The sequence below is a fragment of the Streptosporangium sp. NBC_01810 genome (assembly GCF_035917355.1).
In the GTDB taxonomy this organism is placed as follows: domain Bacteria; phylum Actinomycetota; class Actinomycetes; order Streptosporangiales; family Streptosporangiaceae; genus Streptosporangium.
The window spans coordinates 773,167-785,214 of record NZ_CP109070.1 but is presented as its reverse complement, the minus strand read 5'-3'; the positions used below and the strand labels follow the sequence as shown (position 1 = coordinate 785,214).

The 12,048-nt window shown below is 67.2% G+C and carries 11 protein-coding genes; 5 read left to right on the top strand and 6 right to left on the bottom strand.

The features are described from left to right. Window positions 1–10: 10 nt before the first annotated feature. A complete protein-coding gene (purU, locus tag OIE13_RS03650) occupies window positions 11–865 on the bottom strand; it encodes a formyltetrahydrofolate deformylase (RefSeq protein WP_326643174.1) in 855 nt (284 codons plus the stop codon). Window positions 866–1,069: 204 nt separating this feature from the next. Here purU and OIE13_RS03645 point away from each other — a divergent pair, with 204 nt between their 5' ends. Beyond that, window positions 1,070–1,528 (top strand): NUDIX hydrolase, encoded by a 459-nt coding sequence (locus tag OIE13_RS03645; protein WP_326643176.1) that lies wholly within the window; start codon window positions 1,070–1,072, stop codon window positions 1,526–1,528. A gap of 274 nt (window positions 1,529–1,802) precedes the next feature. Here OIE13_RS03645 and OIE13_RS03640 read toward each other — a convergent pair whose 3' ends face one another. Both OIE13_RS03640 and OIE13_RS03635 read right to left on the bottom strand, forming a co-directional pair. After that, window positions 1,803–2,297 (bottom strand): GNAT family N-acetyltransferase, encoded by a 495-nt coding sequence (locus OIE13_RS03640; RefSeq protein ID WP_326643178.1) that lies wholly within the window; start codon window positions 2,295–2,297, stop codon window positions 1,803–1,805. Beyond that, window positions 2,294–3,865 carry an XRE family transcriptional regulator gene (locus OIE13_RS03635; RefSeq protein ID WP_326643180.1) on the bottom strand — a complete coding sequence of 524 codons (1,572 nt, stop codon included), beginning with the start codon at window positions 3,863–3,865 and terminating at the stop codon, window positions 2,294–2,296. The genes OIE13_RS03640 and OIE13_RS03635 overlap by 4 nt, the downstream gene beginning before the upstream one ends. 341 nt (window positions 3,866–4,206) lie before the next feature. Here OIE13_RS03635 and OIE13_RS03630 point away from each other — a divergent pair, with 341 nt between their 5' ends. From OIE13_RS03630 to OIE13_RS03615, 4 genes are all read left to right on the top strand, one after another. Then, window positions 4,207–4,491, top strand: coding sequence for a hypothetical protein (locus OIE13_RS03630; protein ID WP_326643182.1), 285 nt, complete (start codon window positions 4,207–4,209; stop codon window positions 4,489–4,491). 504 nt (window positions 4,492–4,995) lie between these two features. Then, window positions 4,996–6,045, top strand: coding sequence for a mechanosensitive ion channel family protein (locus OIE13_RS03625; protein ID WP_326643184.1), 1,050 nt, complete (start codon window positions 4,996–4,998; stop codon window positions 6,043–6,045). 19 nt (window positions 6,046–6,064) lie between these two features. Continuing rightward, complete coding sequence (locus OIE13_RS03620) at window positions 6,065–6,463, top strand: globin (protein WP_326643187.1); 399 nt, start codon at window positions 6,065–6,067, stop codon at window positions 6,461–6,463. Window positions 6,464–6,493: 30 nt separating this feature from the next. Beyond that, the gene (locus OIE13_RS03615; RefSeq protein ID WP_326829524.1) at window positions 6,494–8,029 is read left to right on the top strand and encodes a glycoside hydrolase family 13 protein; all 1,536 of its coding nucleotides are present in this window, start codon (window positions 6,494–6,496) and stop codon (window positions 8,027–8,029) included. A gap of 56 nt (window positions 8,030–8,085) precedes the next feature. Here the strand turns inward: OIE13_RS03615 and OIE13_RS03610 are convergent, their stop codons facing one another. The 3 genes from OIE13_RS03610 to OIE13_RS03600 form a co-directional block, all read right to left on the bottom strand. Beyond that, complete coding sequence (locus OIE13_RS03610; RefSeq protein WP_326643190.1) at window positions 8,086–8,526, bottom strand: acyl-CoA thioesterase; 441 nt, start codon at window positions 8,524–8,526, stop codon at window positions 8,086–8,088. A 124-nt stretch (window positions 8,527–8,650) separates the two neighbouring features. Beyond that, the gene (gene ettA / locus OIE13_RS03605; protein ID WP_326643192.1) at window positions 8,651–10,315 is read right to left on the bottom strand and encodes an energy-dependent translational throttle protein EttA; all 1,665 of its coding nucleotides are present in this window, start codon (window positions 10,313–10,315) and stop codon (window positions 8,651–8,653) included. A gap of 25 nt (window positions 10,316–10,340) precedes the next feature. Then, the gene (locus OIE13_RS03600) at window positions 10,341–11,639 is read right to left on the bottom strand and encodes a GGDEF domain-containing protein (protein ID WP_326643194.1); all 1,299 of its coding nucleotides are present in this window, start codon (window positions 11,637–11,639) and stop codon (window positions 10,341–10,343) included. Between the last annotated feature and the right edge of the window lie 409 nt (window positions 11,640–12,048).

Sequence of the window (12,048 nt, the reverse complement as noted above, 5' to 3'; positions counted from 1 at the left end):
AAACGGGACGCTAGCGGGGGAAGACGATCGTCTTGTGGCCGTCGAGCAGGACGCGCTGCTCGGTGTGCCAGCGGACGGCACGGGCCAGGGCCTGGCACTCGACGTCGCGGCCGATGGCGGCGAGGTCGTCCGCGGAGTGGGTGTGGTTGACCCGGGCGACCTCCTGCTCGATGATCGGGCCCTCGTCGAGGTCGGCGGTCACATAGTGCGCGGTCGCGCCGATCAGCTTCACGCCACGGGAGTGCGCCTGGTGGTAGGGCTTGGCGCCCTTGAACGACGGCAGGAACGAGTGGTGAATATTGATCACGTTGCCCGCGAGCTTGACGCAGAGGTCCTCGGACAGCACCTGCATGTAGCGGGCGAGCACCACCAGGTCGGCCTGGTAGTGATCGACGAGGGTCAGCACCTCCGCCTCCTGCCTGGACCTGGTCTCGGGCGTGACCGGCAGGTGATGGTAGTCGATGCCGTACGACTGGGTCAGCGGCCGCAGATCCGGGTGGTTGGAGACGACCGCGACGATCTCGATGTCGAGCAGGCCCGAGCGTGTCCGGTAGAGCAGGTCGTTCAGGCAGTGGCCGAACTTGCTGACCATCACCAGCACACGCGGCTTGACGGACGCCTCCCGCAGCTTGAAATCCATGCCGAACTCGGGGGCGAGCGCGGCGAAGGCCTCGCGCAGTTCCCCATCGGGCAACGGAGAGGCGAACTGCACCCGCATGAAGAACCGCTCGGTCACGGCATCACCGAACTGCTGGCTCTCGATGATGTTGCAGCCCCGTCCGGCCAGGAGACCGGAGACCGCCGCCACCACGCCAGGACGGTCCGGACAGGACAGCGTCAACACAAACTCGGCCCTGGAACTCATGCCTTCACCCTTGAGCTGGAGCGGTCGGATCGTAAGGTACTTCCACCTGACCTGGGCAGAGTACAGCGAATCCCGGTGCCACACCCAGCCGGTCGGCACGCGGCGAGCCAGGAGGTGGGAAGAGCCACCCGGACACGGGTCCCCCGGCCGGCGGAGTCCGCACGGATCCCCCGGACGGGGCGGCGATGGTAGCGTCCCTGACCTATGGACGCCCCTCAGCCGAACGACCGGCCCGCTGCCCGGGTGATCTGCGTGGACTCCTCTGGCCGGGTGCTTCTCATGCACTGGCGTGACACCGTCGGCGGCCGACGCCTGTGGGAGCCACCGGGCGGCGGCATGGACCCGGGCGAGCCCCCCCTTGACGCGGCACGGCGGGAACTCGCGGAGGAGACGGGCCTGCCCGGCGAGGCGGTGGTGGACCGCTGGGTGCCGGTACGCCGGGACTTCCACTGGCTCGGCGTCCACTACGCCAAGACCGAACGGTTCTACCTGGCCAGGTTCGAGGGCACTCCCGAGGTGAGCCCGGGGTCGCTCAGCGCGGAGGAGGACACCACCTACCTGGGCTTCGGCTGGTTCTCAACGGAGGAGATGGCCGAGCTCCCCGACAGCCTGGAGCCCCCGGACCTACGGGAAGTCGTCTCCCGCGTCACCCGGCTGGGGTGATGCGACCGTCGGGCAAACCCGGAAATACCGTATGGCGCGGCCCTCGATCTCGAAGATCGAGGGCCGCGGTCGGCAGAGAACGATTCCCCCGGCCGGGGAGAATCTCACCCTTTGTGGATGGCGCTGGCAATGCCACCGAGCCTGGACACGCCAAATTTGTGAACAATGATCTTTTTCATCGCACTCACCCGAGGACGGCGATAGACACAAAGAACAATTATTCGAATATTTCACGAATTGGCAATGCCGAATAGTGAAGCGGCCTAAGTTCAGGTCACTTCATTAATGTGGACATAGCGGCCATTAGATCTTTTTCTCCATAAATCACCACAGATCCCCCTCGTTCTTCCCTGCGGACCTCGCGCCACCCGAACTTGCGGTAGAGCTCCATCGCCGCCGGTTGACTCAGGGTGGTATCCCCACGAAGCCGTACGTAGCCGAGTTCGATCGCCCGCGCCTCCAGCGCGACGACCATCTGGGCGCCGAACCCACGACGCTGGAACTCCGGATGAACCCGCATGCGGCACATCTCCGCGGTCTGGTCGTCGACGCGACGGAGCCCGCCCATCGTGACAATACGCCCGGCAGGGGTCTCACCCACGAGGAACTCTCCCCGGTCGGCGAGGTAGATCTCGTGGATCCTGGGGAAATCGTCCTCGTAGTAGACACCGTCCCCTGGCGCGAGGCCGACCTGGGCGAGGCATATCTGGTGGAGTGCCCAGACGGATTCGATGTCGGACCAGCGATAACGCCGAAGCCTCGGCCTCAACTGCCACCCCCGCCGGCCACCGAGTCCTCCGGCCACGCGCCGCGACCGCGCAGCGATTCCAGGTAGACCTTGAGCTTGGGATGCCCGGGAGCCTTCACCTCGGCCTGCCTGCCCACCTCGTGGGCGCGCTGCATGAGGATGTCGGGCCTGCACGCCTCATCGAGACCCGAGATCGTGCGCTGGGCGATGTCCAGCGCCTCGTCCACATCACCCTCAAGGATCTTGCACTGGGCACGGTCGAACTTGATGAAGGTCGGGTCGAGCCAGTCGGTCGGGCCGTACTTGGTGAGCGCCTGTTCCAGGATGAGGTCGGCCTCCATCGCCTGCCCGAGCTTGACCAGCGCGTCTCCCTGGTGGAAGTAGAGCTGTCGCTCGGTGTAGCCGAAGGTGGCGTCGTCCTGGTCCGCGGCGGCCATCTGGGAGAAGGCGACCCTGGCCCGGGAAAGCGCCCGCTTCGCCTGGTCGACCACGTCCTTCTTGCCCGTGCCCGACATCATCGCCAGCGCACGGGCCTCGACCACCGGGGCCATGGCCTGGGCCGCGCAGGGCGTCTGCCCGGCCAGGTCACGGCTCTTCTTCGCGAGGTTGAGCGCCTCGCGCGGGTCACCGTAATAGAGCGGGACCAGAGCCTCCCTGGCCGTGACCCACGCTCTCAGCGCACGGTCGCCGGTCTCGTCCGCGGCGGTCCTGCCGGTCCTGAAGAAGGATCGGGCAAGCCTGTGGTCGCCGAGATTGACCATGATCATTCCGCTCAGACCGGCCAGCTGGGCCGCCATGCGACATAGCCGTTCCTGCAGGTCGACCGGCTGGCGCCGCTCCATGGCCTTGCGCACCGCACTGAACTCCAGCATCACGTCGCACAGCAGCCTGAGCGGGGGGGTGTTCATGTACTGACGGCCGAAGCCGATGGTGGATTCCTCCCACTGGTCGAGCATCGCGGGCGAGACGGTGGCCGAAACCAGCGTGTCGTCCATCCGTCTGCGGATGCTCTCCACTGATCCGAGCACCTGTCCGTCCAGCGCGATGCCGCTGCCGGCCAGGAGCTGTAAGAGTGTCCTCCGTAACACGTTCTCGTCCTCCTCGCTCCCATCCGCGGAAAGTTCCAAGCCGATCGGCTGGATCAGCAGCTCGCGCGGATCAGGGGATGTGTCGGGTCTTCCATCCTGGAGATCGCCTCGGACGACACCGGGCATTCTGTGGCCGTGGCCGCAGATGCACGGGCCGTCGTACCCGAGGGAGGCCGGCTCGACCCGGTAGGCGGAGCACAGGTAGTGCAGGTACTCGGGACCGGGCCGCTTCAATCCGCTCTCGTACGCGGACAGGAGCGTCTCACCGATGCCAGGGGCCGACTTGCCGTCGCGTTCGAACAGCGCCCGTATCTGTTCGATGACGTCCGCGAGGGCGACACCATGGGCAAGGCGGTGACCTTTAACCCGGGTAGTCCCGAATTGCGAATTGCATTTCTCGTAGATTTCCCCGGCTATCTGCGCCGAGGACTTCCCGACGGCCAGGCCACGGGCCCGGACCTGCCGTGCCAGCTCTGTCTCCCTGTGCTGCCTGCCGGACATACCGGCCCCTCTCTCGCGGCCAGCTGGGCTGGCTGGCACACTTAGTCCCGACCGGTCCTCTCTCCATTGACACAGTGTGATCTATTCGTCGCACTACGCCTACCGAGAATGATGGACCACGTTTGACTCATCCGGAACGTGCTAATAAAGCCGTCGGCTAAGAATCGTCCCCCGGCGGACTGTTTCTTTCAACCTACTTGGCACAACGCCCACCCTGAACTGGGTTTTCCCTGAATTGACCCATGGGGCCACTGTGAGTCATCTTTGGCGAGCAGCACCGAAGGCGTGATCAAGCGAACACGATTCGGTGCCGGCGAACCAAAACCACGAGGAGGGGCGAGGTGGGTGAAGACGACTTCCGGCACCTGGAGCGACTGGTGACGGAGCTTGACTGCCGCGGGCTGCACGCCCGTGTGGTGCGGACCCACTCCGGCCGCGCGTTCGTGCGTGTGATCAATCCGAAGGCGACCAGCCTGGCGGAGAACGTCACCTGCCGAGCACAGGCCGCCCCCAGCCACCGGGATTGGTACTACTGGTGGTCCTGGGGTGAACGGATGCACACGGTGGAGGACCCCGCCGGTGCCGCGACCAAGGTCGCACGCGTACTCGCCGCGGTAGGGGAATGAGGTGAGCGGCGCGGAGGGCTTCACCTGCCCGACGCGCCGCGCCTACCACGGCCCGGCGGAGCCGACGGGGGGACCGGTGCGGAGCGTCCTCGGACGCTGGTCACCCCGTCGGCTCCGAATCGTCCGAGCCGGACCGCTCAACCGCGCCGCGTCCCACGAAGGACCACCGGCCTGACACGCGCGGGCCTCCACCGGCGGAACCGCTGAGGCTCGCCCGAGCCGAAGCCACGAACTGCTGTAAGGCAAAGGCTGCCGCCTGGTCTCTCGTCCGGGCGGTGAGTAGGAGGGATCCCCCTCGGGAACGGCACGGGACACGCTTCCGGGTGCGTGTCCCGTCCGGGCCGCCCGTCACCGGGGCATCCGGGTCCGCCCCCGCGGCCCCAGATCCGAATGTCCCCGTCTTCCCCGGCGTGATGTGACGGAGGCCGGTTCGATCGGCAATATGGGTAGGTCGCATGACTCGCCCGTCTGACCCGTCGATCCGATCCGAGAGGGATCCACTCCGTGTTCTTGCTTTCCCCCACGCCCATCCCCAGCCCCAGCCCAACCCCCAGCACCACCCCCAGCACCAGCGTCACCCCGACCCCCGGCCCCGGAGTCGTGGTCGAGGAACTCATCGACATGAGCGCGGGATTGACAAAGGGCTGCGGGAACGGCGGAGGGATGATCTGCGACTTCGTGCAGATGATCGTACCCGTGAGCTGGGCGGCCCCCGTGATCGCGGGCATGATCGCCATCGCGCTGGTCGTGATCATCGCGTTGCTCCTGCGCAACGTGGCGCACCGGCTGATCAGCCGGGTGGTGCGGAAGGCCTCCGCCGAGCGTGCGTCCCTGGCGGGACGGCTGCGCGGCAGGGAGGCGGTGACCCCCGAGGGCCTCGACGCGATCGTGGCCGAGCGGCGCAGACAGCGGGCCGAGACCATCGGTTCCGTGCTCAAGCCGGTCGCCTCGATCATCATCCTGGGCACCGCCGTGCTGACCGTCCTGGATCGGCTCTCCGTCCCCATCGCCCCCCTGCTGACCAGCGTCGGCATTCTGGGCGTGGCGGTCGGCTTCGGCGCCCAGGAACTCGTCAAGGACTTCATCGCAGGCATGTTCATGCTTCTGGAGGACCAGTACGGCGTGGGCGACGTGATCGACGCGGGTACCGCGATCGGCACCGTGGAGGCCGTCACCCTGCGCATCACCCGCCTGCGCGACAGCGACGGCCGGGTCTGGTACATCCGTAACGGCACCATCACCCGCGTCGGCAACGCGTCGCAGGGCTGGTCTCGCGCCACCGTAGACGTGCCCGTGGCCTACGCCTCCGACATCCCCGTGGTCCGCGACCTGCTCAAGCAGGTCGCCGACGAGATGTGGAACGACCTCGCCTTCCGCGACTCCATCATCGTCGAGGAGCCGCAGGTCTGGGGCATCGAGCAGATCTCCGAAACCGCCGTCATCTTCAGGGTCAGCGTCAAGACCATCCCCTCCCGGCAGGCGGAGGTCGCCCGCGAGCTCCGCATCCGGGTCAAGTCCGCCCTCGACCACGCCGAAATCCCGATCGCCGGCTGACGTCGATTAGGCTGGGGACGTGTCCGTTATCCCCGGGGAATCCCAGTCCTTCTACGACGCCGTCGGCGGCGAAGAGACCTTCAGACGTCTCGTGCACCACTTCTACCAGGGAGTGGCGGCCGATCCGGTGCTACGGCCGCTGTATCCCGAGGATGACCTGGACGGGGCCGAAGAGCGACTACGCCTGTTCCTCATCCAGTACTGGGGCGGCCCCAACACCTACAGCGCACAGCGAGGCCACCCGCGCCTGCGGATGCGGCACAACCCGTTCGTCATCCGCTCGGTCGAGCACGACGCCTGGCTCAGGCACATGCACGACGCGGTGATCTCCCTGGAACTCCCCGAGGACCTGGAGAAACGTCTCTGGGACTATCTCGTGTACGCGGCGAGCAGCATGATCAACGCCCCTGACGCATAAAAATCGTCAAGCGGGGGCAGTCCAAAGCACATGGAATCCCCCTGGTGGCGTGATGCCGTCGTCTACGAGATCTACGTTCGCAGCTTCGCCGACGCCTCCGGAGACGGTGTCGGCGACCTGCCCGGCATCCGGCAGCGCCTGCCGTACCTCGCCGAACTCGGTGTGGACGCGATCTGGCTGACCCCCTTCTACCGCTCCCCCATGGCCGACGGTGGCTACGATGTGGCCGACTACCGTGACGTCGACCCCCTCTTCGGCACGCTCGCCGACTTCGACGAGCTCGTCGCCGAGGCGCATCGCCTCGGGCTCCGGGTGATCGTGGACATCGTTCCGAACCACAGCTCCTCGGCTCACGCGTGGTTCCAGGCCGCGCTGCTCGGCGAGGGACGCGACCGCTACATCTTCCGTGACGGCGGTGATCTGCCTCCCAACAACTGGCAGTCGACCTTCAGCGGCCCGGCCTGGACCAAGACCTCCGACGGGCAGTGGTACCTGCACCTTTTCGCCGCGGAACAACCTGACTTCAACTGGCGCAACCCCGAGGTGCACGCCGAGTTCCTCGACGTGCTGCGGTTCTGGCTCGACCGGGGGGTGGACGGGTTCAGGATCGACGTGGCGATGGGCCTGTACAAGGCCGAGGAGCTGCCGGACACCCCGCCGCAGGACCAGGCGTTCAAGGCCGAGTCGCCGATCTGGGGACGGCCCGAGGTGCACGAGGTCTACCGCGCCTGGCGCAAGGTGCTCGACTCCTACGACGGCGAGCGGGTGGCGGTCGGCGAGGTCTGGACCGACTCCGTCGAGGATCTCGCGCTCTACCTTCGCCCCGACGAGCTCCACCAGAGCTTCAACTTCGCCTGGCTGGAGGCCCCCTGGTCCGGGCCCGCGTTCAAGAAGATCATCGATGACACGCTGGCCGCCGTGACCGCTCCCACCTGGGTGCTCTCCAACCACGACGTGGTCCGCCACGTGACCCGGTACGGTGACGGCCTGACCAATTCCACGACGGGCCTGGCCCGCGCCCGCGCGGCGCTGCTCGCCATGCTCGCCCTACCGGGCTCCGCGTATCTCTACCAGGGGGAGGAACTGGGCCTCCCCGAGGTGAAGAGTCTTCCCCCGGAGGCCCGCCAGGACCCCATCTTCGCCCGCTCCAAGGGAGAGCTGCCCGGCCGCGACGGCTGCCGGGTTCCCATCCCCTGGTCCGGCATGGCCGAACCGTACGGCTTCTCGCCCGATGGAACACGGTCCTGGCTGCCCCAGCCCGTCGAGTGGGCCGTGCTCTCCGCCGAGCGCCAGTCGAGCGACCCCGGCTCGACGCTGAGCTTCTACCAGGAGGCCCTGCGCGTCCGCCGAGCCCTCCGTGGCACGCTGCCCGAAGAGATCAGCTGGCAGGAGGCCCCGGAGGACGCCCTCGTCCTCAACCGGGGTTCCCTGATCTGCGTCATCAACTGTGGTTCCGCGCCGGTGCGACTGCCGCCGCACGACCGTGTCCTGATCGGCAGCACCCCGGTGGAAGGCCACCTGCTCCTGCCGGACACCGCGGTCTGGCTGCAGGCCCCCGAGGTCTGACGGCTTCCGGCGGACGGGCCTCGGGTCAGGAGGCCGGCCTCGCTCCTGGAAGGGCCTCAGCCCGCGGTGAACCTGCGCAGGTAGGCGAGCTCGCCGGAGTTCAGCCGCCGGGGAGAGGCACTCTCCACGTCGTAGGCCACGAGCACCGAGCGGGCCTTGACGAAGATCTCGTCATCGTCGCGGATCTCGTACGCGAGGGTGAACCGCACCGGACTAACCTTCGTCACCCACGACTCCACCCGGACCGGGTCGGGACGGAAGGTGAGGGGGCGCCGGTAGTCGATCTCATGCCGGGCGATCACCAGTCCGGCGAAAGGAGCGTTTCCCTCGCGCTGGGGGTCGATGTAGAACATCCCCGACCGCGCGTCCTCCAGATAGTCGAGGAACCGCACGTTGTTGACATGACCCAGCGAGTCGATGTCGGCGAACCTGACAGCCCTGGGGAACACGTGTCGGTGGCCATGGCCGACCTCGTCCGCGATGCTCTGTCCAAACACACCCAGAACCGTAGCGAGCCCCCGGTTCCCGTCGTACGGCGGGGGCACCGGGAGCTCGTCGGATCGTGCGGTCGCGACCGGGAGCGCACCTGACGCGGCCCGCGTCAGGTGCGGCGAGGCGGGGTCAGTCGCGGGTGAGCTTACGGTAGGTGACGCGGTGCGGCCGGGCCGCGTCGGCGCCCAGACGCTCGATCTTGTTCTTCTCGTAGTCGGCGTAGTTGCCCTCGAACCAGAACCAGTTCGACCCCTCTTCCCAGGCCAGGATGTGGGTCGCGATGCGGTCGAGGAACCACCGGTCGTGCGAGGTGATGACCGCGCAGCCGGGGAACTCCAGCAGCGCGTTCTCCAGGCTGGAGAGCGTCTCGGTGTCGAGGTCGTTGGTGGGCTCGTCGAGCAGGAGCACGTTGCCGCCCTGCTTGAGGGTGAGCGCCAGGTTGAGCCGGTTGCGCTCTCCGCCGGACAGGATGCCCGCCTTCTTCTGCTGGTCCGGGCCCTTGAACCCGAACGCGGCGATGTAGGCGCGCGACGGCATCTCGACCTGGCCGACCTTGATGTAGTCGAGCCCGTCGGAGACGACCTCCCAGACGTTCTTCGCCGGGTCGATCCCTCCCCGGCTCTGGTCGGCGTAAGAGATCTTGACGGTGTCACCGACGATGATCGCACCGTTGTCCGGCGTCTCACCACCGGTGATCATCCGGAACAGAGTGGTCTTGCCGACACCGTTCGGGCCGATGATGCCGACGAGGCCGTTACGCGGCAGGTCGAAGGAGAGGCTCTCCATCAGGACGCGCTCCTCGAAGCCCTTGGTGAGCTTCTCGGCCCGGATGACCGTGGTGCCCAGACGCGGGCCCGGCGGGATCTGGATCTCTTCGAAGTCGAGCTTGCGGTACTTGTCGGCCTCGGCGGCCATCTCATCGTAGCGCTGCAGGCGCGCCCGGCTCTTGGTCTGGCGGGCCCTGGCGTTGGAGCGGACCCACTCCAGCTCCTCCTCCAGGCGCTTCTTGCGCTTGGCGTCCTTCTGACCTTCGAGCTTGAGCCGCGCGGCCTTGGCCTCCAGGTAGGTGGAGTAGTTGCCCTCGTACGGGTGGCAACGGCCGCGGTCGAGCTCCAGGATCCAGGTGGCCACGTTGTCCAGGAAGTAGCGGTCGTGGGTGACGGCCAGGACGGTGCCCGGATACTTCTCCAGGTGGGACTCGAGCCACTGGACACTCTCGGCGTCGAGGTGGTTGGTGGGCTCGTCGAGCAGGAGCAGGTCGGGCTGCTCCAGGAGCAGCTTGCAGAGGGCGACCCGGCGACGCTCTCCACCGGAGAGCTGGGTCACCTCGGCGTCCGGCGGGGGACAGCGGAGGGCGTCCATCGCCTGCTCCAGCTGACTGTCGAGATCCCAGCCGTTGCGGTGGTCGAGGGCGTCCTGAAGCTTGCCCATCTCGTTGAGCAGCTCGTCGCTGTAGTCGGTGGCCATCAGCTCGGCGATCTCGTTGAAGCGGTCGAGCATCGCCTTGGTCTCGGCGACACCCTCTTCGACGTTGCCGAGGACGGTCTTGGATTCGTTGAGGGGGGGCTCCTGCTGGAGCATGCCGACGGTGAAGCCGGGCATGAGCCGGGCGTCGCCGTTGGACGGCTGCTCCAGGCCCGCCATCATCTTCAGCAGCGTCGACTTTCCGGTGCCGTTGGGGCCCAGGACACCGATCTTGGCACCCGGTAGGAACGACAGCGTCACGTCGTCGAGGACGACCTTGTCGCCGTGCGCCTTGCGCACGCGCTGCAGTGTGTAGATGTACTCCGGCATGCCTTTAGTTTAGGGCCTGGAAAGTTCAGCTAGGGGCGGCCTCGGATCCGGGCCTGCGGGCCGGAGGCACGATGGTGGCCGACAGACAGATCTGGTCGCGGCCGAGCTCCTTGGCTCGGTAGAGGGCGAGGTCCGCCGCGGCGAGCAGTTCGATCAGGTCGTCCCCGTGCACGCTCATGATCGCGACACCGACCGAGATGGTCACGGTGATCATGTTGTCGTCGGCCGGGACCGCCATCCGTCCCACCCGGGAGCGCAGCCGCTCGGCAACCCTGCGGGCCTCTGTCACGTCGGCTCTGGGCAGCAGGACGACGAACTCCTCACCGCCGAACCGGCCCACCACGTCGTAGTCGCGCAGCTGGCTGCGGATGGTGTCGGCCACCTCGACGAGGACCTGGTCGCCGATCAGGTGACCGTAGGTGTCGTTGACCCTCTTGAAGTGGTCGATGTCGACGATCAGCAGCGCGAGTGTCTCACCCGTGCGACGCGCTCTGACGATCTCGGTGTCGGCCTCTCGCTGCCAGGCCGCGGCGTTCAGCAGGCCGGTCTTGAGGTCGGTGCGGGCCGCGGCCTGAAGCTGGGCGTGAAGCAGGCTGCGCTGGAGCAGCACCACGGGAGGCAACGCCAGGACCAGCAGAGCCAGATTGAGCCCGCAGGTGATGGAGATGGTGACGCCGAGGCAGAGTTCGACGACGTCGAGGAGCAGATTCTCCCGGTTCCACAGGACCTCCCGCCAGCGACTGTCGGGGTCGGCGGTGTGCGCCGCGATGGCGATCAGCGCGGTGTTGATCACCGTGAACAGGACCGCGCAGCCGACGGCCACCAGGATCGGCCCCCCATCGCCTCTGGTCAGCGCGCTCAGGTCGCCGACCGCGGTGTGGAAGAGCAGGGAGGCCGCACATCCGGCCAGGCCGATCGCCGCCGAGCTGAAGACCCGCCGGTAGACAACCGTCGCACGCACCCGCCTCTGCAGCAGGAACTGGAGCGGAATGGGCGCCAGAAGAGCGTAGAGCGGCGGGAGGAGCAGTGCGGCGGGCAGCCACCAGGCGGAGAGCAGGTCCCGGTGGACGCCGGCCGGCATGCCAAGCCTCCGGGTCGCCTCGATGCACACGGCTCCACACGCCATCAGCGCGGTGAAGGTCAGCACATCGGACCAGCGGAAAACACCGGATACCACGAAGAACACGATCGCGGCGAGATCCAGCGCCACTACCCCGCAGAGGTAGCCGACCAGCGGGCGACGCTGTCCGAGCAAGGGCCAGCGGTCGACCAAGGGTGTCATGCCGTCGCGCGGTTTGACCGAGGTGTGACTAGGAGCCGCCATGTCGTCCCCCTCTCCGACTAACGATGTGTAACACAATAGTTGCGGAGTGTGCGACGCGCGATGGGAACCGCTACCTTTGACGGAGTGGGCCAGCCCACCGGTTGACCTACGTTTTGGAAACCGCTCGCTCGCGAGCGGGCCGTGTGGGAAAGGAGCAAGCCATGCTGCGGGGCGTGACCTGGACCTAACAGGTGTCTTGGGCATCTGACACGGGCAAGACCATCGGCTGGTTATCTCGGCCTCTCCGCGCCTCCGCGTCTCCGCGGCGAGACACCGACCATGCCCGGCCGGTCCCCCCTCACTCCGCTCGCACCAGGCCCCTTTCCGTGCGAGGCCTTGTACCCCGTCAGACATCCTGCCCCTGCGAAGTCCCCCTTCATCGGACGCCCGCCCGTCCTCATCTTCCGTC

What these genes read in the sequence shown, in the direction of transcription:
- purU (WP_326643174.1), bottom strand. Translation starts at nt 865, where the DNA reads ATGAGTTCCAGGGCCGAGTTTGTGTTGACGCTGTCCTGTCCGGACCGT.
- OIE13_RS03600 (WP_326643194.1), bottom strand. Translation starts at nt 11,639, where the DNA reads ATGGCGGCTCCTAGTCACACCTCGGTCAAACCGCGCGACGGCATGACA.
- OIE13_RS03645 (WP_326643176.1), top strand. Translation starts at nt 1,070, where the DNA reads ATGGACGCCCCTCAGCCGAACGACCGGCCCGCTGCCCGGGTGATCTGC.
- ettA (WP_326643192.1), bottom strand. Translation starts at nt 10,315, where the DNA reads ATGCCGGAGTACATCTACACACTGCAGCGCGTGCGCAAGGCGCACGGC.
- OIE13_RS03635 (WP_326643180.1), bottom strand. Translation starts at nt 3,865, where the DNA reads ATGTCCGGCAGGCAGCACAGGGAGACAGAGCTGGCACGGCAGGTCCGG.
- OIE13_RS03615 (WP_326829524.1), top strand. Translation starts at nt 6,494, where the DNA reads ATGGAATCCCCCTGGTGGCGTGATGCCGTCGTCTACGAGATCTACGTT.